We start from the raw sequence: 22,229 nt of genomic DNA on the forward strand, positions 1-22,229 counted from the left end.
TACTATTTGATAGTAGTGTTATAGGCTTGTAAAACTTGTGATTGGACTAAACCTCTTTCGTATTTGGGCTTTATCTTATTTTGATTAAATCTAAAAGCCCTTTCTATTAAATCAGAATTATTAAGTGCTGTTTTGATATGCAATATTATTTCTTGTGAATCATTACAGTCTTGAATTATCAACCCATTTTCTCCATGAGTTATAACTTCCTCGGTTGCACCTCCAGGATTTGATTGAATAGGAAAAGTTCCTTGTGCAATGGCTTCCAGTAGGGTATTGGGCATTCCGTCAGAATTGCTATTACCAATATAAATTAATGCACTTCCCATAAATTCTAGAATACGTTTATGTGGTAGGAAGTTTTGCCTCGATAAACACTCAATATCTAATTCAATACCTATTGAATTTTTATTTATGAACAATTCAACCTCATCATCGGCACCAAAAACAACAATTTTATAAGGTTTAAGATTTGACGATATTTTTTGCAGTGCTTTTAGGACTGCTATGGCACGTCCTGATCGACCTTGATAACCTTTTACTAAAATTAATTTTCTTTCAAAAACTGGTCTTATAAACTTATTAGTATCGTTATAATTAAATCCTCCTCCGCCAGGAAAAACTCCTAGAACATCACCGCCAAAACCATACTGTTTTGCTAATTTGATGTCTCTTTGACAATCGGTAAATAAAAAATCAACTCTAGGTAATACTCTTTTAATGTCATTCAAATATGTTGTCTGATTCTGAAAAAAATATAAGTCACTTCCCCATGAAGAATACACCCACTTTTGCTTTTTATATTTAAGCATTACTGGGAAAATCGGCGTACAAGAAATATACAGCACAAAACTGTGCACAATATCTGGTTGCACTTGTAATAACACTTTTTCAAACTCAGTTTCAACCTTTCGCTCAACTAAAGGTTTGAATAACTTATACAAAAAAGGTAGTCGGTTTTTAATAAAATAGCGTCCTTTAAAATTTGGGTATTTAAGTCTCCACCCATTTATTTTTTTTACCCAAGGCAATCTTGAAGTTGTATTGCCATCAACAATGTCGAACCAATATACATCATGACCAGAATTTTCTAATTGCTCTGTCCACCTAAAAAAATGTAATGAAGGCATGGAAACTAATAATATCTTCATTAGTTAAAGTAAATTGTTAAATTAATAACCCCTTTTTTTCTATCAAAATTATAAGTGTAAGGTTTATTTCTGTAGTTTTTAATTATTTCTTCTAACAATAGGTTGTTAATAGTTTCTAATTCTAAATAATTGAAGTACTTCCTTTTTAATAGCTTTTTTATCTTTTGAACTAATCTTTGCTTAATTCCTACTGGATATATATTTGCTTTAACAACCTTATTATTTAAGTTTTTGAAACTTGCTAATAATGCAGAAAAGTGAAAGTCAATAGGCTGAATATTAATTTCTATATCTGGGTTATCGGAAAGTTTTAAATAACCTTCATTATTAGGAAGTACGCCCCAATCGTAATCATAATTTGCAACAATAACTTTGTTGCTTATGCTTGTGTACATGTAATTGTGGTTTACTCGCTCTAAGTTTGAATGAAAAGGGCTTGAACTATTCTTACTTCTATAAGCTTTTGGATGCCATTGATGCTTTAGTAATATCTCTTTATCATAAAAATTCACATCTATTCCAGAAGCTTTTAAACGCATATGAATATCAGTGTCTTCTGCACCCCAGCCATGGTAAAACTCATCATACCCGTTCACCTTTTTTAAGGCTTCAACTGGGAACAACGTTGTGCCTGTTATTTCTTTTCCTCCCTCAAAATCAATCTTATAATCATGATATGATGCATCTTTTAACGACTCTTCGTTCGATAAAAAGCTATACTTAAAATAAGTTACCTTATTAGAAGCTAGTTTACTGGCAATTTGAACAAAGTCTGGGTGAAAAATTAAATCAATATCTCCAACTAAAAAATAAGGTGTCTCACACTGCTTTAAGGCAATATTTATTGCCCTGCATTTATTCCATAACTGTCCTTGAACTGGACACTGTATTAGTTTAACAAAGGAATAATTTTTAACCAAATCCACAAGCCCATTTGAAAAACTTGTCTTACTTCCATAATCAACTAAAACAACCTTAAAATCCTTTAAATTTTGATGTTTCAATGAGTTTAAGCACTTTTTTACAATGCTTAAATCTCTATCTCGGTATGTTAAAGTAATCGTTATCAAAAAATTAGTTTTTCAATGATTTAAAAATATTATCTATTTTAAAGATTGGTTTTCTTTTATATTTTAATGCTTTTTTCTCAATTAAATGCCATGATAAATAACCAAATAAAATTGAAAGTAAAAGGGACCAAAATATTAATTGATAAACATTCAATTTAAAGAAATATACCAGCGTTTGTTGTATTGGAAAACTGTATATATAAATTCCGTAAGACATATCACCTATTTTACCAAAAGTACTAAAAAAAGGAAGTGGCATAAACCCAACCATTAAAATAATCATAGGTAGTACAATATGCTTGACGTTAGAGTAAAAATTAAAATGTATTGAAACAATAGCTAATAAAATAATCACCCATAAAACCCATTTTTTATTTACTTTTTCAAATTCAAAAGCTGCCAATAAACTTCCGCAAACAAAGAAAGTTCCTAGATCAAGTATTTCATAACCTAACATTCCAAAAACGGAAGATCCTGCAAATCTTGATAAGAAAAAATTATATATAAATAATAAAATTGCCAGACAAAACGAGAGTAACAATCTTTTCAATACCTTATTATTTCGAAAGAAATATAATAACGACAATCCTATATATAAAGAAAACTCATATCTAATGGTCCATAATGAGCCATTTATTGAATGGTAGGGGTTATTATCAAAAACACCATTTATTACAGGTTGGAAATTATATAATGAAAGGTTGTTTGGTACATATGAAAGGACTTGTGGATTTTTCCAAAATGGAATATCACCATAATAAACAAATGGCACCAAAATAATAGTTAATAAAAGGACTATAAAAAGTGCTGGAAAAAGCCTAAGAAACCTTTTTTTATAATAGTTAAGTAAACCACTACTACGTTGGAGACTTTGATAAATAAAAAATCCACTAATAATAAAGAACCCATCTAACCCTAATCTAGCCAATACTATTTGTCCATTGGTAATTTGATAAATCCATTGCGATGATTCATCGCTACCTGACAGTGGGTAAGAATGTGATATAACCACGAAAATGGCAAATAGAAATCTTAAAAAATCAAAATTATTTCTTTTAGTCATTTTTTAAGATCCGAAGCTTCAAAATTTCTTTGGTTTGTTAAATAAAAACTTGATAGTATGAAGGTATCTCAGTATAATATACCAAAAGTCAACAAAAAAAGATTTAACCAACCTTATCGATGACATTATAAACCCTTTAGAAGCACTAAAAAAATTAACATCTTCATGCCACAATTGATAGTTACCAATCAAATCATTTTTAAATCTAAAAAACAATTGTTTTTTGTTTCTGTTTATTTGATAGCAAAATATAGACTCCGCAAAATCAATATCATAGCCTGCCGTTAATACACGAGTAGTCCACTCTTTATCTTCAAAAGTAGCAACATCTTCTCTAAAAGGATGTTTCTCCCAAACTTGCTTACTAAAAGCTGACCCTGAAAAAATTAATCCAGACTTGTTAGGATCTTCTTTGGCTGATATCTTATTTATAAAATTTCTATAATCATTGGGATTATGCAAGCATCTTAGTCCTGCCAAATTTGGATTCTCATCAAACTTCAACTTAATAAGCTTAAAAAAATCGTGGCTTACAGGAAAAGAGTGTGCGCTAAACATAACAACAATTGGAAACCGAGTTTGTCGTGTAGCAAAATTGGCGCTACCACCATAACTAAAATCCTTTATCGTAACAAATTTAGCACCATAGTTAGCCGAAACTTCTTCGCTTTTATCAGATGATAAATTATCTATTACTACAATTTCACCTATATCATCAGCATATCTTTCAGTTAAGTTTTTAAGCAAAAAACCTAATGCTTTGTCTTGATTTTTATTCCTGATAACAACTGAAATCATAAATGCTTTTTGTAATTATTTTAAGTTATTTTTTAAATATTTTAAAAGGTTTACTCAGTATTTTAGTTATTTTATAGGTGCTTGAATTTTCGATTTTCAAGTTAGTATTTCTATACATATTTATTAAAAAAAATAGGTACTTGAGGGTATTATCATAGTTTTCTTTATAAAGGTCTTTATGCTTTTCAAAAACATATTCCATGTTAGAAATTCTATGATTTTCTAAAGTATCTATGAGCATTGATTTTTTGGACTTTCTGTAAAAAAACAAAAAATCTTCAACGACTTTATACTTCCAGCCAGATTTTGTAATGGCAATCCAAAATTCCCAATCTTCAAATCCATTCTTCATATTTTCATCATAACCACCAACTTCCTCCCAACATGATTTTCTATAAAGCGATGTTGCAATTAAATTATTCTCAAAAAGTAGGTTACGGAATGAATCTCCCTTGGGTTTTAACTCATGTATTACGTTTGATGTTTTTTTGCTAAAGAACTTAGTATAACAACTTACAATAGCTAAACTATTATCGTTTACTAAATGTGGAACTAATATTTCTAAAAACTTACTATCAATAATATCGTCCGAATCTAAGGGCAAAATGAATTCACCATCACAAGATTTTATCCCAGCATTTCTTGCACTTGAGAGCCCACCATTATTTTTAGATATGTATTTAAATCTTTTATCTTTTTTACACCATTCATTTGCTACTTGTTCAGTGTTATCAGGACTACCATCATTTACAATAATGCATTCCCAATTAACATAAATTTGATTTAAAACGGATTGTAGAGCATCGCTTAAAAAATGTGCTTGATTATAACAAGGAACTATTATAGAAACCAATTTGCTCATCTTTTAAAATTTGTTTAAAAACCCAAGTTTAACTAAAATCTTTATAATTCTCGATGATTTAAGATTATTCAAGGTATTCCTAAAAGCAATAACATCATCTAAATCTTGAATATAAGCTGTGTATTCTTCTTTTAAAACTATATTTTTTTCATTTTGCTTAAAAATTCTATTTTCAGGATTTGAACTCATCCCTCCAATGTAAAATGTAGAAAGTGGTTTATTAATGTGCTTGTAAGTAACATTATATTTACAGATAGCATCCATGAAAAATTTCCAATCCGAAACAATTTTAAAGTCTTCTCTGTATAAATGGGTATTTGAAAAAACTTCTTTTTTTATAAAAGTAGCTGGATGTGGAAGTGTGTCGCTTACAAAATATGAAAATGATAATGTACTAGGATATTCCTTTATGAATGTTTTTTCATTCTCTACTACTTGAAGATTAAAATAAATGATAGACGCATCAATTAATTCTCTATAATTTTCCTCTAGTACTTTATTACTTATAAAATGGTCGCCACTGTTTAAAAACAGCAAATATTCACCAGTAGCTTTTTTTAAACCTTTATTCATGGCTTGGTAAACCCCGTTATCTGGTTCACTAATCCAATAGTCAAATAACTCCTTGTTTTTTTCTAAAAACTCTGAACTACCATCGTTTGAACATCCATCAATAACAATATATTCAAAACTTTGATAGGTTTGACTTTTAACACTTTCAATAGTCTTTTTCAGACCTTCAAGGTTATTATAGTTTACTGTTATAATAGAAATTTTATGTTTCAAAAATTATAATGTTTCTTTATTTTCTTCTTCTTTAATAGCACTTATAAACTCTTCAACTTTAAAAAAATGTTTTTCAATAAGTGATAAGCTTTCATCATTAAAATTCCACCATTTGAGTTTTAATAGCTTATCTATAGTATCCTGATTAAACCTATATTTTAATATTTTTATTGGGTTTCCCACTGCTATGGCATATGGCGGGATATCTTTAGAAACTACTGCTCCCGCTCCTATTATAGCACCATCTCCAATGGTCACACCATCCAAGATAGTAACATTCATTCCTATAAAAACATCATTCCCAATGGTTATTGGTTCAAATTCTTCTATTCTATTGTTAAGGCTTAAAGTTGTACCGTTTTGTTTAGCTGTTGAATAAAACATAGGATGTGTTGAGATACCTATTGTAGGGTGTACACCTCTACCTGCCATAAAATTTGCCCCTACTGAACAAAATTTTCCAATGATAGTATTATTGATAACTGAATTTTCCGAAATGTACGTATAATTACCAATTATAGTGTTTGATAACCTTGAAGGCGGATAAATTTTGGTGTTTTTACCTAAATAGGTTTTGGTTTTTACTATTTGTTGATTGTATTTTAAGACTTTCTTTAACTCAGGAAAGACCGAAAACATCATACTTCTAACCTTATTTTTAATTATTGTTTTAAAACTGATTTTTGATTGATTTTCCTTAATCTGTTTATAAAAATCCTTTACAATCAATTGTACTTTCTCGGATTCAACTAAATTAATTGGTTCTACATTTATGGTTTTAGCTAAACTACTAATGTGAAATTCCGTTTGGATTCCGTTATGAACTCCTGAGTTATCAAACCCAATATTCTGAACCATAGATTTTCTTGGGAATAAGGTATAACCTTTCTGTAACATGACTGATGCATGCCATTTAACAAACCATGTATTCAGTTTACCTGTGATATTATGAGCTAATTGACTACTTAAATAATCACCACCAAATTTATCAAAATCTTTAAATTTCTTTTTGTGCTTTAATTCATTCCAAAGATATATTGAATCTTCAGAAAAACGCTGCCATGAATTACTCCACGTTGCCCAACCCCAGCAAAGTGGTACATTAAAAAATAAGGTTTCTGGAAGGTCTTCTTTATGTGGATACATATAGCCAGAAATGTGCATTATATTATCATTACTTTCATAGAGCTTTAAGGCATCATTCATAAACTTTAAAAATCCAGACGATACTTCAATATCATCTTCTAAAACAATAATACGACCATATTTTTCAACTACTTCTGTTACACCTTCAATTATAGATTTTGCTAAACCTTTATTTTTTTTATTTATGCGGACATAGACATTTTTAAATCTATTCTCACTCTTAGCTATGTTTACTACCTCATTAATATTATTCAAGCCATCCGAACTGATTTTCAATTTTGGTCCATCACAAAAAATATATAATTCGCTTTCTTTCGCCTCTGGGTTTATTGCCAAAGCATCTAATACTTTTTTGGTATGCATTGGTCGGTTATAAGCAAAAAGCACAATAGGCGAAAGACTCATAGAATACAGTTATTTATACAAAAATGGGAAAAGTTTCTTTCTAAGCCTAACCACTGGGAAGTATTTTATACTCAGTTTTGTCAACAATAGTCTGGGTGACTTCATATTAAGTAAAAGCCAATAGCCAACATTCTTTAAAATACTCTCGTTTCTTCGAAACTTAAAAATCCATAAAATGTTTAACAAATGGTCTATTTTATCTAAATCAACTTTACTTTTAGAAGCCCAAAATACTAGCGACTCATATACTCTAATTTTATTTTCTTCATAAAGCCCTTCGTTATTAAAAACATTAGATTGATGAACGCCTCTCATAGCGACAGGCCTATCAATAATTCCTACGTGCAATTGACATTTTAGTGCCATTTTTAGAATTAAATGAGTGTCTTCTGAAACTTTTAAAGATTCATCAAAATATCCTGTTTCATTAAAAATTGATTTTTTTACAGTTAATCCATCAATTGAAAAATGGCCTTTTTTATAGTAAAGCAAAGTCTCAAAAAGATCTTCTGGTCTTATTTTGCTTGTGACAGTAGTTAGTTTCAATTTTTCAATTTCCAAAGGTTCGGCATCTCTGTAAAAATGAGCTCCGATAGCATTGTACACGCCATCCGTATTGGGGTATTCTTTAAAAATTTTCTTATCGTTTTCAAACCTATTTTCTAGGTAAAAATCATCAGCATCTAAAAACGCAATAAAGTTATTCGTTGCCTTTTTTAATCCTAAGTTTCTGCTAGCAGGTCGACCTTTATTTTGGTTGTTATTATGATGGAAAATTTGAACTCTTTGTTCTTGAATTCTAAGTTTTTCAACAACTTGTAATGTGTTATCTGTACTACCATCGTTTACAACAATAACCTCACTTACTTCAGGCTGTTCCAATGCAGTAACAACAGCCTTTTCAATAAAATGCTCACCATTATAAACCGGAATAATTACAGATACAAAAAACTCCATTTTTTGTTATAATAATGGGACTTATTACTTAAAATTTATTTATTAATCCCAATCTAATTAATAGTTTTATTTTTCTAGATTTTCTTAATGTTCTTAACGTTCTTTGTAGTTTAAGATTTTCATTTAAATCGTTTAAAATAACTGAAAACTCTTGCTTTAAAACCTGCTCGCGTTCCTTATTTACCAGAACTTTATTTGCTTCCAAAGAACTTATTCCTCCTCTGTAAAAATTTGTAAAAACTGCATCAATGTGTTTGTAAGTTGCATTATGTTTTATTAGTGCCAGGATTAAAAATTTCCAATCTGATACGATTTTTAAATTTTCATCATAATTTCCCACGTGTTTAAACAAACTCTTTTTTATAAAAATGGATTGATGCGGGATGGTATCGTTATGTAAAAATGAAAAACTCATTGTACTGGGACACTTTTTTACATAACTATTATTTCCATCTTTAACATTGATATTAAAATATATAAAATCATATGTTTTCAAGTGAGTACTTATGTTCTCTAAGGAATCAGTTCCTAAAAAATCATCGCCACTATTAAGAAAAAATAAATAATCGCCCTTAGCCGCTTTTATTCCTTTATTCATTGCATTGTAAATACCTTTATCCGGCTCACTAACCCAATAGGTGAAATACTGTTTGTTTGATTCAATTATTTCTTTGCTTCCATCAGTAGATTCGCCATCAACTACGATATGCTCAAAATTGGTATAGGTTTGACTCTGAACACTTTTTAAGGTTCTTTCCAAACCTAATTTGTTATTATAATTAACAGTGATAATTGATATTAAATGGTCATCTAGCATTTTTTGATATACCTATATTATTTTGATGTTAAATCCATAAACTTTTCAGCAAACTTATATATGCTTTCTTTATAATTAAACTCTGAAGTTTCTGGATACTCTTTATTGTATTTATCCAAAATCTGTCCTAACTCTTCATGATTATTTGGACTAAAAAAATGAACGTTTTTATTAATTTGTTCCAAATGAACAGCTAAGTTAGAAAGAATAATAAACTTATTTAATGCTTTCGCATCTTCTACTACCGTACTCCACCCTTCAAACAAAGAAGGTTGAATAATTGCAATGGCTTTACTCATTAAGCAAAGTTGTTCTTCTCTATCAATAAAACCCAAAAGTTTTACATAATTTTCAAGCTGATTTTCAGCAATATAGCTTTTTATAAGGTTGAAATTTTCTGAATTTCTAAAATCGCTTTCCTTCCCTGAAAATAAAACCAATATATTACGGTTATTGTCTTTTATTTTTTTAATCGCTTTCAATATAACCATATGGTTTTTATGTGCCCAGAACTGATTTGGCGAAAAGAAAAAGGGATCATTGAGATTATACTTATTAAGCAACTTTTTAGAATCTATATGGTTGAAATTAGGGTGTGTAACTGCAAAATTAAGCACAAAAGTTTTTGCTTTTGACCTTGGGTATAATCTTTTAAAATCTTTTTCAGCATCCAGACTACTCAGTACAACAATATCTCCATTACAATAAATTTCCTTTTGAATATGTTTACGTCTTTCTATTTCTTTTTTTGAGAAAAATTGTGGTAAATGCTCTTCTTGAAAATCTGGAACCCAATTAACCTTTTTTAACTTAGGAACATTAATGGCATCAATATGATTAGGATATAAAAAATCTATATTGGGTTGCTTGTGTAGTTTAGTAATGAGGTTTTTTCTAAAAACAACTCTGCTTAATTTATTAATTGCTCTCTGTAATAAATTATATTTTAATTTAGGAAATGGAAATATAAAATACTCTAAAAATGGATAGTTAGTTTCATTTTTTACTATGTTAAAATTTTCAATAGTTTCAGAAAGTATAACGACTTTAGGTTTTTTTTCGTCCTCTAGAGTATTTAATGCGTGAATAATATTAAGAATATAGTAGCTTCCAGCAATCCAATTTTCGTTATATGAAAATCTAAATCCTATGCGCTTTCGTTCAGCCATTTTACATATCCTTTTAGTCCTTCATAAATATCAACTTTTGGTTTAAATCCATAGCTTTCAATTTTTGAAATATCGGCTTTCCAATTAGAGGGATCTCCTAAACGTTCTTTTCCTAAAAATTTGTAGTTAATTTCTTTGTCTAAAAAAGCATAAAATATTTTTACAACATCATTTATAAAAAGTTCCTTTCCAGAAGCTATATTTATAACATCAGCTTTAAAATCAGACTTTAAAATAACACAATCTATAGCTTGTAAGACATCTGCTATATGAATAAAATCTCTTGATTCTTTACCGGTACCAAATAATTCTACTTTATTAGTTTTTAAAGTTTTTTGATTTAAATCCCAGAATAGCTGCTTCTGTAATCCTACACCATATGCCGAAAAAACCCTCAGAGAACAACTTAATACTCCATAATTTGAATAAAATGCATGACAAATATCCTCTGCCATTTTTTTATGATAGCCGTAGGGAGAAATAGGATTAGTTTTAGCAATTTCGTGTATAGGTAAACTCTCTGGGTTGCCATAAACAGCAGCACTAGAAAAATTAAGGTATCTACAATTTGGGTTATACTTTCTTATGGCATCTAACTGCTTATATACGTTTATAACATTTAAAGTAAAATCTCTTTGGGGATTCTTTATAGAATTTGGTACACTAGCTGCTCCTGAGCAATTAATACAGATGTCAAATTTATTGCTTTCAAAAATCCAATTAAAGTCAGCGTTAGTAGCATCAACTAAATAATAATTATTCGAAACATAATCCGTTACCACATCGCACTGCCAAACCTCATGTTCTTTTTTAAAATGGTCGTAACAATGTGATCCAATAAACCCTTTTGAACCTATAATTAATATCTTCATTGTTTTTTAGCTAAATAAGAATACATTCTACCCGGAACTTCTTTTTCATTTAAAGGATTGTAACCTTTTATCAATTTATATAAACTCCATACTAATGGAAAATTTGAAATGATTCCCACTTTGCTTTTTAATCGTTTTTTTTGTTTCAAAATATTTTCTTTTTCCATCATTTCAATTTCTTCAACACTTTTTGGAAAATAGTTTATTATACTATCATAATATTTGTATTGCTTCAAAATTGTTGCTCCAGCTTTATTAATAGCATTTCTATATTCGCTCGCTTTATAGGCATTTTCGCCACCGTAAAATTTATGCAAAGGGTGCGATTTTAAAAACCATTCTTTGTCATTCGAATCATAAATTACATGGTCTCTAACTGTTATAAATAGCCCATTTGGTTTTAAAACTCTTATACATTCTAGAACAAATTTTTCCAAATTATTGGCATGATGCATGGCTTGTCTTACATACACAACATCAAAAGTATTGGATTTTAAGTTAAGGTCTTCTGCGTAAGCTTCAAAAACTTCAATATTATCCAGTTTATAAATAGCCTTAAGTGCTTTTATTGCTCCCGCTCCAACTGTATTACTCGAATCTGGCTCAACAGCTGTTACTTGATATTTGTTTAATGCAAAATTTATAGCGCTTATTCCATTACCACAGCCAACATCCAAAATAGATTTAGCATTAGGAGCATAAGATTTTACTATTTTTAGTGTCTCCTCAAATTCTTCGCTCTTTGAGAATCGTTCTACGTTTAGTTTCAAATTTTCATCAAAATAAGCTTGCTCGACTAATTGGCTATAATCTTCATCTTGTCTTATTTTAATTATAGTTTCTTCCCAAGTCATTTAATTTTTAATAAAATGTAAACAAACAATACTTCTGCAATGAGCTGCTCCATCATCTAGCTTTCCTTTTCCTGTATGTGGATTATGCGATACAACATCTTTTAAATCTTCTTTATTTGAAAAATTCCAACTATCATTTTTATATTGAAAAAATGTTTCATCATAAGTCCCAAAAGGTTCCAATAACTTTATAATTCTTTCCAACATTTGACTATCAAATTGCTGAAAAAAACCATGATTTTCAAACTTCCCAAAAGGAAAGGTAAGTAATAAATTTCCGTTACTTTTTAATACTCTAATCATTTCTTGTACAGCCTTTAAATATTCATAAGACTTTCTACTACTGTCTTTGTTATGTGTTATATCATAACCATAAATTGAATTATCCATATCAATATGCTCAATTGTAGACTGCGATACTACAACATCAAATAATTCATCTTTAAATGGTAATATTCTTAAATCACCGTATACATAAGAAACCTTTTTGTCACAAAAGTTATTTGCTTCAGGTGCGAATGTAAAAATGGTTAGATCTTTACTTTTTATACTTAGATGATTAATAATAAAATTGAAATTGAAAGTAGAACCTGCATCTAGAATCTTTTGATTCTCCGTATTTATTTTTGAAAATATCCAAGGATATTCAATAACCCTTTCGTCTAATCTATAACCATAATCATTTAACGAACTTTTACTTTTAATTTGTTCAAGTAATTCGTGATTATTTATTGCCGCAGTAATAAACTCTTCTTTGTACTGATGATATCCTTTTGACCAAGGAATCCTGCCATTTTTCAAATATTTCTTAATACTATCTGATTTTTTAATATTCGGATTTTTTAAAAAATTGCGTTTAATTATATTTTTAAATGTTTTAATCATTTCTTCAAACTCCATTTATTATCTAAAACCACACATCCATAATCCTTACCAGAATACTTGTGGAAACCAGAGCCCGTCTCCTCTATATTAAAACCCACAATATTTTCTAAATTCCTTATAATTTCCTGATTTGGTATATGAAATGCAACATGAACTTTATAATCATTAGGCACCAATGTTTTAAAAGGTAACTCAATATTAAAACTATATTCACCCTCAAATTTTATAAAGTCTTTAAGTTGAATTTCTGAAGTAAAAATGGCTCTTTCTAATTGGTCTATAACTCTAAAACCTAGTACACCAACTGATAAATGCTTTTTATTAGTTCTAATTTTTACATTCAAACTTATTTGATTATCAAAACCAAAAATGCCGCTTACACTATTATTCTTATCTCTAACTGACACCTCTAAAATATCCGATTGTTCGCTATAGAGTTTATTAATATAATGTGCAGACTCGTTTGCGACATCGCTCTTCAAATAAAAATCGACCGCTTTATTAGTTTCGCCTTCAAAAACTGTTTCACCATGCTGTAAAACAATAGCTCTTGAGCATAAGCTTTTTACTGCTGCCATGTTATGACTCACAAATAAAACGGTTCTTCCATCAGCATTACTAATGTCTTGCATTTTACCTATAGCCTTTTTTTGAAACTCGGCATCTCCTACGGCTAGTACTTCATCAATAACCAAAATATCAGGATCTAAATGAGCGGCAACTGCAAAAGCCAAACGAACAGTCATACCAGAAGAATAACGCTTAACGGGTGTGTCAATATAACGCTCACAACCAGAAAATTCTACAATTTCATTTAATTTAGACTGAATTTCCTTTTTGGTCATCCCTAATATAGCACCATTTAAAAAAATATTTTCCCTTCCAGTCATTTCAGGATGAAACCCCGTTCCAACTTCCAATAATGATGCTATCCTTCCTTTTGTTTTTATTTCACCTGTTGTAGGAGCTGTTACTCTAGAAAGTATTTTTAATAACGTAGATTTACCTGCGCCATTTTTACCAATTATACCTAAGACCTCACCACGATTAACTTCAAAGTTTATATCTTTTAATGCCCATACATAATCAGAATCTCCTTTAGTGCTTCTATCATTACTTTCTCCAATTTTCAAATAAGGGTCTTCTTTTCCTCTCACTTTACTCCACCATCTATTTAAATCATGTCCAATACTACCTGTACCAACTAGACCTAATCTATATTGCTTAGATAAGTTTTCTACTTTTAAAATGATATCCTTTTTCATTAAATAGTATCTATAAAACTTTTTTCCGTTTTATTGAAAATAATAAGTCCAAATAAAAAAACTACAAGGCTTACTAAGCTTGCATAAATTATTTTATTAATTGAATAGTCTCCAACTCCTAAAGTTATAAACCTAAAGGCTTCAATTATCGTTGTCATGGGGTTATACTCTACAATCCACGATATATTTGGTAGTTTTTCTTTAAAATATGACAACGGGTACATAACAGCAGATCCATACATTAATAATTGTACTCCAAAAGTTATCAAAAATTTTAAATCTCTATATTTTGTTGTCATTGATGTAATAACCATTCCCATTCCCAAACCTAAAACACCCATTAATACCACTAATATTGGTAAAAAGATTATATCTTTTTGAGGGGTTACATTAAAAGCTACGTCAGTAAAAAAAACATAATAAATATAAAACCCTATAAAGACTAAAAGTTGTATACCATATTTAACTAAATTTGTAATAACTATTGATATAGGTACAATAACTCTAGGAAAGTACACTTTTCCAAAAATGCCTTGATTTTGTTTGAATGTGTCACTCGTTCCTGTTAAACATTCTCTAAAGTAATTCCATGCTGTAATTCCTGCTAAATTAAACAAGAATGCTGGCACACCTTTCCCCGTTGGAATATTAGCCATATTATTAAAAATCAACGTAAAAATTACCGAAGTAAAAAGAGGTTGTATAAAATACCAAAGAGGACCTAGTATTGTTTGCTTGTAAACAGTAATAACATTACGCTTAACAAACAGCAAAAGCAAATCTTTATACCTCCATATCTCCTTAAGATTTAGGTCTATTATCTTTTGGTTCGGTGAAATTGTGTATAACCAATGCTCTTTATTACTATCCAAAATAATTATGCAATTGTTTTAAGTTATTTAAAAAGAGATTTTATTTTATTGAGAAATGACTTTTTAACAGAATCGTTATCATGGTAACCATTTGCATATGCTCCATAGCCATATCCGTAACCGTAACCATATCCGTAGCCGTAACCATATCTTCCCTTTTGGTTATACCCGTTATAAATAAAGCTTAAGTTTTTTATTTCTCCTTTGTTATATTTATCATTAACAAGGCTAATCATCCCCTTTTTGGTATAATCTTGTCTTACTACATAAATAGATGCATCTACATGTTTTGTTAGCTCTAATGCATCTGCAACTAATCCTATAGGAGGGGTATCTAAAACTATAAAATCATACGTTTTTTTAAGGTTCTCAATCAGTCCATCCATGTACTCACTCATTAATAGCTCGGAGGGATTGGGAGGTATAGGACCGGATGTAATCACATCTAAATTCTCAACTTTCGTTTTTTGAACAACTTCTTCAAACGATTTTTGTCCAATCAAATAATTAACGACACCTATATCGTTTTCAATTTCAAAATCACCAAATATTTTTGGCTTTCGTAAATCTAAACCTACTAATATCGTTTTCTTACCACTCATGGCAAAAACGGTGGCAATATTTATAGAACAAAACGTTTTACCTTCACCACTTACAGAAGACGTAACCATAACTGTTTTAGTTCCTTCCTGAATGTTTTTTTTATAAAAATACTGCAAGCTAGACCTGACAGATCTAAATGCCTCAGCTATTGTAGATTTTGGTTTTAAATGAACCGCTAAATTATTGTCTAAACTGTTTTTACCAATAACGCCTAAAAGCGGAATATTAGATAAGCCCTCTAATACTTGAGGATTATGTAGTTTATTATCAAAGAAGGTCAACAAAAATGCTAACAATAATGGAGGTAAAATACCACCAATGATGGCAAATAAGTATCTTGAACTCAATTTCAAATCTATAGGCGTTGCTCCTGTATCTTTAGCTTTATCAATTATTAAGATATCAGATACGCTAGCAGATTTAATGATGTCTGCTTCTCCTCTTTTTGCTAAAAATACATTATAAGTTTGTTCACTTAAAGAGTATTGTCTTTGTATATCAAACAATTTTTGTTGTGCCCTTGGTAGCTTTCTTATTTTTGCCTCTTCAATAGCTATTTTAGAGTTAGTAGACTGCAAAATTCTTCTTAACTCATTACTAGCAGAACTAATATTTTCTAAAAGAACCTCTTTTAATCCATCAATTTGTCTATTTAAATCTGCAAAAATAGTAGCATCTTTTCTTACCGTAGAACCATACTTAGACTTTTGTACAGATAATTCGTTAATCTTACTGATGTTGGCAAGTATATTAGAATCTTCTATCCCTGCTACCGCTGGTGCCGGTAATTCAGTAAACGTATCACTCATTTCTAAATATGTTTTTAAACTTGAGTAATAAGCTAGTTTTCTATTTGTGTCGTCTTTTTCTAATTCTAATGAGACAAGTTTTGTATTTATTGCAGAACTCTCTTCATTCAAATTAAATATTTTATTTTTTTGCTTATAATTATTTAAAGAATCTGCATTTAAAGTTAGTTGAGATTTAACTCGATCTAATTGCTCATCAATAAACTTAATGGTGTTTGTAACAAATTGATTTTTTCTGTTGAGTTGGTCTTCACTTAAAACAGTAACTGTTTCATTTAAATAGTCTACTATTTTGGCTTTATTAACATCCACCATACTTAAATTTAATATGGCTGAATTTCTAGGATTGTCAATATTCAGCTTACTTCTATAATTAGCAACTACAGCATCGAAATCGTTAAACTCTATATAGTATTCTTCATTTGGGTTAACCTTCCTTCCTTCCTTAACATATAAAACGCCATTTAAATAAGGTGTTTGTATGGTTTCATCTAAATTGTATACGCTCTTAAACTCACCTAACGGAACATCTAAATTTGATTTACTTTTATCTGTAAAATTTTGGGTTTTAACTACGCTATTTTCAAAATTAATATATATTTCATACTTATTATTTTCTAAAAAAGTTACTCTTATTGGTACGTCGAGTAGTTGTTTCGTATCTGGTACTATTTCTATTGCAAATGGCGCATATGTATATATGTCGTCCTTTCTAAATCTTGATTGCTTCAAATAGGTTATATAAAACTGTAAGTTGTCCACAACTTTTTCATGAATAGAACGAGACTTTAAAGAATTAATAATTGTTTGTACTTTACCAGAAACTCCACCCCAATTAAATGTTAAACTTGTTGTTGAAGTAAACAATGGATTCGACTCTTCTTCTATAGAAATTTGAGTGCCTAATCTATAAGATTGTTGTTTTCGAATATTTTGCTGATAAACAATAAAAACACCTACACCAATAAACAAGACAAATAATTTCCAATAACTTAAAACCCTAATTATAAAAGCCTTAATATCAAATGTTGATTTTGATTCTGAAACATCAAATTCTTCTTCCATATCGCAACATTATAGGTTTTTAGTTAAGAAATATGTCGACACCAAAACTGACAAAATAGATGCTATTGTAGTTAAGTTTTGAAATGCTGTTTGTCCAGCTCCAATAGATTTACGTTTTAATGGTTTCACCAAAATAATATCATTAGGTTGTATATAATAGAACGGGGATTTCATAGCTTTAATATCTGTCAAATCTATATGATGAATTTTTTGTCCATCAGGATATTGTCTAATTACTAAAACATCCTTTCTATCACCAGTTAAGGCTATATCACCAGCATTTGCAAGTGCTTCTATAATATTTACACGATCTTGAAATAATGTATAAACTCCTGTACCTCCAACTTCTCCAGTAACTGTATAGCGTAAACCAGACAATTTAACAGTAACAAAAATCTCGGCTGTTTCTTTAAAATATTGTTTTAAAAGTTCGCTTTCAACTTTATCTTCTATTTCATCAATGGTAAACCCCAAAACATTTATTTTTCCTAATACAGGAAACTCAATATTACCGTGCAAATCCACGGTAAAACCATTAAAATATAATCCCGCTTGATTACCCGAAGAAGCATTTGTAGTTTCAACTGGATTAAATATACCAACTAGCTCTTCATCAAGGGCTTTCACAGTTATACTCAATATATCGTTTACTTGAACTTTATAAGGTTTAGGCTGTTCTGTTAAATTAAAAGTCTCAATATCAGCACCATCTTTATTTTGTAAATAAACAAGATCTTTATTAGTTAGGCATGAAGAAAATAAAATACAGACAGTTAAGCAAATAAAAATGAGATACCTGTTCATTTGGAGTCAATTGATTTATCACAAATATAAGTTTTCACTTTGAACAATAAAACATATATCGGAATTTTTGGTTTTTTATCCGTTATTTGCATAAAATTTTTGCTTTGAACTATTTAACTGTTGAAAATATATCAAAATCCTACGGAGAACTAACCCTCTTTGAAGGTGTTTCTTTTAGTATTCATAAAGACCAAAAAATCGCTTTTGTCGCAAAAAACGGCACGGGTAAAACGTCTATTTTAAATATCCTTTCAGGAGATGACGAACCAGATTCTGGCAGCGTAACATATCGTAATGATATAAAGGTTTCTTTTCTTTCACAAGACCCAAAGTTTGATGCTAATTTAACAGTTGAAGAAGCTATTTTTGTGAGCGATAATCCTATTTTAAAAGTTATTTCAAATTATGAAAAAGCACTTTTAAACCCTGACGATTCAGAAGCTTACCAAAAAGCATTTGAAGCTATGGAACGTCACCAAGCATGGGATTTCGAGACGCTTTACAAACAAATACTTTACAAACTAAAACTTGATAATTTAAGTCAAAAAATAAGCACGCTTTCTGGTGGACAAAAAAAGCGATTAGCTTTAGCCAATGCGCTGATTAATAAACCCGATTTATTAATTCTTGATGAGCCAACAAACCATTTAGATTTAGAAATGATTGAATGGTTAGAAGCCTTTTTTGCCAAAGAAAACATCACCCTTTTTATGGTAACACACGACCGTTATTTTTTAGAGCGTGTTTGTAATGAAATTATAGAACTTGATGAAGGGCAATTGTATAGTTACAAAGGAAACTACTCTTATTATCTCGAAAAACGCGAAGCCAGAATTGAGCAAGAATCTGTAGAAGTTGGGAAAGCAAAGCAATTATTTAAGAAGGAATTAGATTGGATGCGTCGCCAACCTAAAGCGAGAACTACCAAATCTAAATCTAGAATTGATGATTTTGCCGATATAAAACATCGTGCACACCAGCGTAGAAACGACCATCAAGTACAACTAGAACTCAATATGGAGCGACTTGGAAGCAAAATCCTCGAGTTTCATAATGTATCAAAGGCATTTAAAGATAAAACCATTTTAAAGGGATTTGATTACACATTTAAGAAAGGTGAACGTGTTGGTATTATTGGAAAAAATGGCACTGGAAAAACCACCTTTTTAAACATTTTAACGCAAACCGATAAACCTAATTCTGGCAAAGTAGTAAAAGGCGATACTGTTAAATTTGGTTATTACACACAAAACGGAATTACGATTAAACCAGAGCAAAAAGTTATTGATGTAATTCGAGAATTTGGTGATTATATTCCTTTGAAAAAGGGACGACAAATTAGTGCACAACAACTATTAGAACGTTTTCTATTTAGTAGAAAAAAACAATACGATTTTGTTGAAAAACTAAGTGGTGGCGAACGCAAACGCTTGTATCTGTGTACCGTTTTAATTCAAAACCCAAACTTTTTAATTCTTGATGAGCCTACAAACGATTTAGATATTGTTACTTTAAACGTTTTGGAAGAATTTCTTTTAGATTTTCCAGGATGTATCATTGTGGTATCTCACGACCGCTATTTTATGGATAAAGTAGTTGACCACCTGTTTATTTTTAAAGGCGATGGGAATGTGGAGGATTTTCCAGGAAATTATACCGATTACCGAGTATATGAAGATAGCCAACCCGCCATTCAAAATAATACAGAAGATAAAAAAGAAAAGAAATCTTGGAAACAAAACGAAGCCAATAAGCTATCGTATAATGAGGAGAAAGAGCTTAAAAATATTGAAAGCAAACTGAACTCCTTAGCTTTTGATAAAAAAGAATTAGAAAGCAAATTTGATAATCCAGAGTTATCGCAGGACGACATTAACAAGTTATCTGTTCAATTACAAGAAATTATTGATATTATTGAAGCTAAAGAAGCGCGTTGGTTTGAACTCTCATCAAAACTTGAAGATTAATTTGTATCAAATTATTCAATACATAAAATTCCTTTTAAAATCTACCAACCAACATGGAGTACACTCTCCTTTTGTTTATAATTTGATAACAAATTGTTTTTATGACAAAACAATTTATGCGGATTATAAAGCCATAATTGATTACAAAAAGAGCCTCTTAAAAAATTATTCTAAAATACAAGTAACCGATTTAGGAGCAGGTTCGCAAGTAATGAAACAGCAAGTACGAAGAGTTTCGAAAATGGCCAAAAATGCTGGAAGTACAATTAAAAGAGCTAAACTTTTGTATCGGCTTTCCAATTATTTTAAGCCTAAAACTATACTAGAGCTTGGAACTTCTTTAGGGATTGCTACACAAGCCTTAAGTATAGGAAATCCTAAAGCAAATATTACCACTGTTGAAGGTTGTCCGAATATTTCAAAATTCTCAAAAGACTATTTTAAAAAATATAGTTTAAAAAACATCAATCTTATAACTGGTGACTTTAATAATGAAATTGAAAAACTAAATACTAATACTTACGACTTAATTTTCATTGATGGGAACCACCAAAAAGAAGCTACTTTACACTATTTTGAAACGCTTTTGAAGACAGTACATAATGATTCTGTTTTTATTTTTGATGATATTTATTGGAGTAAAGGCATGACAGAAGCTTGGGAAACCATAAAACAACACCCAAAAGTAAGCGTGACTATTGATACCTTTTTTTGGGGATTTTTATTTTTTAGAAAAGAACAATTAAAAGAGCATTTTGTAATAAGAGTTTAGGCGTTTAGTTGTTAAGTCGTTTAGTTTCCATTAAATTTGAATAAACTTGGCGCATTTTGCGCCTTTGCGAGACAATTAAAAAATGAAAATCTACACCAAAACAGGAGACAAAGGAACCACAGCATTATTTGGTGGAACACGTGTGCCTAAACACCATATCCGTATTGAAAGTTACGGAACGGTTGACGAATTAAATTCGCATCTGGGTTTAATACGCGATCAAAATATTAACGCACATTACAAAAATTTAATAATTACTATTCAAAACAAGCTTTTTACTGTTGGAGCTATTTTGGCTACTGACCCTGAAAAAGCCGTTTTAAAAAGTGGTAAAGAACGTTTAAATATTGAAAAAATTTCGGCAGCAGATATTGAACTCCTAGAAAAAGAAATGGACACGATGAATGAGGCTTTACCTCCTATGACTCATTTTGTACTTCCTGGTGGACATCAAACGGTGTCATTCTGTCACATTGCCCGATGTGTATGCCGTAGAGCAGAACGGTTAGCCTCTGCCCTTAACGATTTAGAACCTTTTGAAGCCAATGCTTTAACCTATTTAAACCGTCTTTCTGACTACCTTTTTGTATTGGCACGAAAGTTGTCTTACGACTTGCAAGCAAATGAAATTAAGTGGATTCCAGAGAAATTTTAAGCCATTAGTTAAAAGTTAAACTTATTTCTAGTGGTAGTAAATGGAAACGGTTTGCGTTAGGGATTGCAGTGAAAATCCTTTTTTATGTTAGTTCGAGTGTTTTGTGAAGCATAAACAAAACGTATCGAGAACAAATAAGAAAGATTGTAACAAAAAGCCCGACCCTTTAGGGGTAACGCCCAAACAAGATTCGCTGAAAAGGCTTGTATTTATTAAAAAAGCACGAATAAATTTCAACTGTTTAAAATACAATGGCATACGTTCTTAAAATTATTGACTAAATAATTCATTTTTTTCTTGTCTGTTTAAACTAAAAATTTATTTTTGCAAAAAATTAAACGCATAAAAAATGTATTGGACTTTAGAATTAGCATCATATTTAAGTGATGCACCATGGCCAGCAACCAAAGACGAATTGATAGATTACGCTATTAGAACTGGCGCTCCGTTAGAAGTTGTTGAAAATTTACAGTCGATTGAAGACGAAGGTGATTCGTATGATTCGATTGAAGAAATCTGGTCCGACTATCCAACGGATGAAGATTATCTTTGGAATGAAGATGAATATTAAAATAAAAGCAT

Annotated in this window: 21 protein-coding genes; 4 read left to right on the plus strand and 17 right to left on the minus strand. The window is 30.1% G+C overall.

Annotation, left to right across the window (positions count from 1 at the left end):
• Positions 1–2 precede the first annotated feature (2 nt).
• The 17 genes from L3X39_RS06660 to L3X39_RS06740 are packed head-to-tail and all read right to left on the minus strand — an operon-like array spanning position 3 to position 18,253.
• Positions 3–1,151, minus strand: coding sequence for a glycosyltransferase family 4 protein (locus L3X39_RS06660; RefSeq protein WP_237230996.1), 1,149 nt, complete (start codon positions 1,149–1,151; stop codon positions 3–5).
• Entirely contained in the window at positions 1,151–2,221 is a 1,071-nt protein-coding gene (locus tag L3X39_RS06665) for a glycosyltransferase family 2 protein (protein ID WP_262910966.1), read from the minus strand. The genes L3X39_RS06660 and L3X39_RS06665 overlap by 1 nt, the downstream gene beginning before the upstream one ends.
• Positions 2,222–2,225: 4 nt before the next feature.
• Positions 2,226–3,284, minus strand: coding sequence for an acyltransferase family protein (locus L3X39_RS06670; protein ID WP_237230998.1), 1,059 nt, complete (start codon positions 3,282–3,284; stop codon positions 2,226–2,228).
• An 18-nt stretch (positions 3,285–3,302) separates the two neighbouring features.
• Positions 3,303–4,082: a glycosyltransferase family 2 protein gene (locus L3X39_RS06675; RefSeq protein WP_237230999.1), complete on the minus strand. Its 780-nt coding sequence runs from the start codon at positions 4,080–4,082 to the stop codon at positions 3,303–3,305.
• A gap of 25 nt (positions 4,083–4,107) precedes the next feature.
• The gene (locus L3X39_RS06680) at positions 4,108–4,944 is read right to left on the minus strand and encodes a glycosyltransferase family 2 protein (protein WP_237231000.1); all 837 of its coding nucleotides are present in this window, start codon (positions 4,942–4,944) and stop codon (positions 4,108–4,110) included.
• A gap of 3 nt (positions 4,945–4,947) precedes the next feature.
• On the minus strand, positions 4,948–5,730 hold the full coding sequence (locus L3X39_RS06685) for a glycosyltransferase family 2 protein (protein ID WP_237231001.1): 783 nt from the start codon (positions 5,728–5,730) through the stop codon (positions 4,948–4,950).
• A gap of 3 nt (positions 5,731–5,733) precedes the next feature.
• Positions 5,734–7,281: a DapH/DapD/GlmU-related protein gene (locus L3X39_RS06690; protein WP_237231002.1), complete on the minus strand. Its 1,548-nt coding sequence runs from the start codon at positions 7,279–7,281 to the stop codon at positions 5,734–5,736.
• 9 nt (positions 7,282–7,290) lie between these two features.
• Positions 7,291–8,238 carry a glycosyltransferase family 2 protein gene (locus tag L3X39_RS06695; protein WP_237231003.1) on the minus strand — a complete coding sequence of 316 codons (948 nt, stop codon included), beginning with the start codon at positions 8,236–8,238 and terminating at the stop codon, positions 7,291–7,293.
• 28 nt (positions 8,239–8,266) lie between these two features.
• Positions 8,267–9,055 carry a glycosyltransferase family 2 protein gene (locus L3X39_RS06700; RefSeq protein WP_237231004.1) on the minus strand — a complete coding sequence of 263 codons (789 nt, stop codon included), beginning with the start codon at positions 9,053–9,055 and terminating at the stop codon, positions 8,267–8,269.
• A 17-nt stretch (positions 9,056–9,072) separates the two neighbouring features.
• Positions 9,073–10,224, minus strand: coding sequence for a glycosyltransferase family 4 protein (locus tag L3X39_RS06705; RefSeq protein WP_237231005.1), 1,152 nt, complete (start codon positions 10,222–10,224; stop codon positions 9,073–9,075).
• The gene (locus L3X39_RS06710; RefSeq protein ID WP_237231006.1) at positions 10,203–11,096 is read right to left on the minus strand and encodes an NAD-dependent epimerase/dehydratase family protein; all 894 of its coding nucleotides are present in this window, start codon (positions 11,094–11,096) and stop codon (positions 10,203–10,205) included. The genes L3X39_RS06705 and L3X39_RS06710 overlap by 22 nt, the downstream gene beginning before the upstream one ends.
• Entirely contained in the window at positions 11,093–11,950 is an 858-nt protein-coding gene (locus L3X39_RS06715) for a class I SAM-dependent methyltransferase (protein ID WP_237231007.1), read from the minus strand. Before L3X39_RS06715 ends, L3X39_RS06710 begins: the two co-directional genes overlap by 4 nt.
• A complete protein-coding gene (locus tag L3X39_RS06720; protein ID WP_237231008.1) occupies positions 11,951–12,850 on the minus strand; it encodes a methyltransferase domain-containing protein in 900 nt (299 codons plus the stop codon).
• A complete protein-coding gene (locus tag L3X39_RS06725; protein ID WP_237231009.1) occupies positions 12,832–14,100 on the minus strand; it encodes an ABC transporter ATP-binding protein in 1,269 nt (422 codons plus the stop codon). The genes L3X39_RS06720 and L3X39_RS06725 overlap by 19 nt, the downstream gene beginning before the upstream one ends.
• A complete protein-coding gene (locus L3X39_RS06730) occupies positions 14,100–14,972 on the minus strand; it encodes an ABC transporter permease (protein WP_237231010.1) in 873 nt (290 codons plus the stop codon). The genes L3X39_RS06725 and L3X39_RS06730 overlap by 1 nt, the downstream gene beginning before the upstream one ends.
• Positions 14,973–14,995: 23 nt before the next feature.
• Positions 14,996–17,449, minus strand: coding sequence for an exopolysaccharide transport family protein (locus L3X39_RS06735; RefSeq protein WP_237231011.1), 2,454 nt, complete (start codon positions 17,447–17,449; stop codon positions 14,996–14,998).
• Between the two features lie 9 nt (positions 17,450–17,458).
• Positions 17,459–18,253 carry a polysaccharide biosynthesis/export family protein gene (locus tag L3X39_RS06740; protein WP_237231012.1) on the minus strand — a complete coding sequence of 265 codons (795 nt, stop codon included), beginning with the start codon at positions 18,251–18,253 and terminating at the stop codon, positions 17,459–17,461.
• A gap of 104 nt (positions 18,254–18,357) precedes the next feature.
• On the opposite strand from L3X39_RS06740, the gene L3X39_RS06745 reads away from it, so the two are divergent.
• The 4 genes from L3X39_RS06745 (at position 18,358) to L3X39_RS06760 (ending at position 22,218) form a co-directional block, all read left to right on the plus strand.
• Complete coding sequence (locus tag L3X39_RS06745) at positions 18,358–20,220, plus strand: ABC-F family ATP-binding cassette domain-containing protein (RefSeq protein WP_237231013.1); 1,863 nt, start codon at positions 18,358–18,360, stop codon at positions 20,218–20,220.
• Positions 20,210–20,992, plus strand: coding sequence for an O-methyltransferase (locus L3X39_RS06750; protein ID WP_237231014.1), 783 nt, complete (start codon positions 20,210–20,212; stop codon positions 20,990–20,992). Before L3X39_RS06745 ends, L3X39_RS06750 begins: the two co-directional genes overlap by 11 nt.
• An 82-nt stretch (positions 20,993–21,074) precedes the next feature.
• Positions 21,075–21,647, plus strand: a complete 573-nt coding sequence (locus L3X39_RS06755; RefSeq protein ID WP_237231015.1) for a cob(I)yrinic acid a,c-diamide adenosyltransferase — start codon at positions 21,075–21,077, stop codon at positions 21,645–21,647.
• Between the two features lie 349 nt (positions 21,648–21,996).
• Entirely contained in the window at positions 21,997–22,218 is a 222-nt protein-coding gene (locus L3X39_RS06760) for a DUF2795 domain-containing protein (RefSeq protein WP_019387375.1), read from the plus strand.
• Positions 22,219–22,229 lie beyond the last annotated feature (11 nt).

This window comes from Flaviramulus multivorans, assembly GCF_021728415.1.
GTDB classification, from domain to species: domain Bacteria; phylum Bacteroidota; class Bacteroidia; order Flavobacteriales; family Flavobacteriaceae; genus Sabulilitoribacter; species Sabulilitoribacter multivorans.

Excerpts from the sequence above, each read along its gene's own strand:
- L3X39_RS06660 (WP_237230996.1), bottom strand. The coding sequence starts at position 1,151 with ATGAAGATATTATTAGTTTCCATGCCTTCATTACATTTTTTTAGGTGG.
- L3X39_RS06670 (WP_237230998.1), bottom strand. The coding sequence starts at position 3,284 with ATGACTAAAAGAAATAATTTTGATTTTTTAAGATTTCTATTTGCCATT.
- L3X39_RS06675 (WP_237230999.1), bottom strand. The coding sequence starts at position 4,082 with ATGATTTCAGTTGTTATCAGGAATAAAAATCAAGACAAAGCATTAGGT.
- L3X39_RS06680 (WP_237231000.1), bottom strand. The coding sequence starts at position 4,944 with ATGAGCAAATTGGTTTCTATAATAGTTCCTTGTTATAATCAAGCACAT.
- L3X39_RS06690 (WP_237231002.1), bottom strand. The coding sequence starts at position 7,281 with ATGAGTCTTTCGCCTATTGTGCTTTTTGCTTATAACCGACCAATGCAT.
- L3X39_RS06695 (WP_237231003.1), bottom strand. The coding sequence starts at position 8,238 with ATGGAGTTTTTTGTATCTGTAATTATTCCGGTTTATAATGGTGAGCAT.
- L3X39_RS06700 (WP_237231004.1), bottom strand. The coding sequence starts at position 9,055 with ATGCTAGATGACCATTTAATATCAATTATCACTGTTAATTATAATAAC.
- L3X39_RS06705 (WP_237231005.1), bottom strand. The coding sequence starts at position 10,224 with ATGGCTGAACGAAAGCGCATAGGATTTAGATTTTCATATAACGAAAAT.
- L3X39_RS06710 (WP_237231006.1), bottom strand. The coding sequence starts at position 11,096 with ATGAAGATATTAATTATAGGTTCAAAAGGGTTTATTGGATCACATTGT.
- L3X39_RS06715 (WP_237231007.1), bottom strand. The coding sequence starts at position 11,950 with ATGACTTGGGAAGAAACTATAATTAAAATAAGACAAGATGAAGATTAT.
- L3X39_RS06720 (WP_237231008.1), bottom strand. The coding sequence starts at position 12,850 with ATGGAGTTTGAAGAAATGATTAAAACATTTAAAAATATAATTAAACGC.
- L3X39_RS06725 (WP_237231009.1), bottom strand. The coding sequence starts at position 14,100 with ATGAAAAAGGATATCATTTTAAAAGTAGAAAACTTATCTAAGCAATAT.
- L3X39_RS06735 (WP_237231011.1), bottom strand. The coding sequence starts at position 17,449 with ATGGAAGAAGAATTTGATGTTTCAGAATCAAAATCAACATTTGATATT.
- L3X39_RS06740 (WP_237231012.1), bottom strand. The coding sequence starts at position 18,253 with ATGAACAGGTATCTCATTTTTATTTGCTTAACTGTCTGTATTTTATTT.
- L3X39_RS06755 (WP_237231015.1), top strand. The coding sequence starts at position 21,075 with ATGAAAATCTACACCAAAACAGGAGACAAAGGAACCACAGCATTATTT.
- L3X39_RS06760 (WP_019387375.1), top strand. The coding sequence starts at position 21,997 with ATGTATTGGACTTTAGAATTAGCATCATATTTAAGTGATGCACCATGG.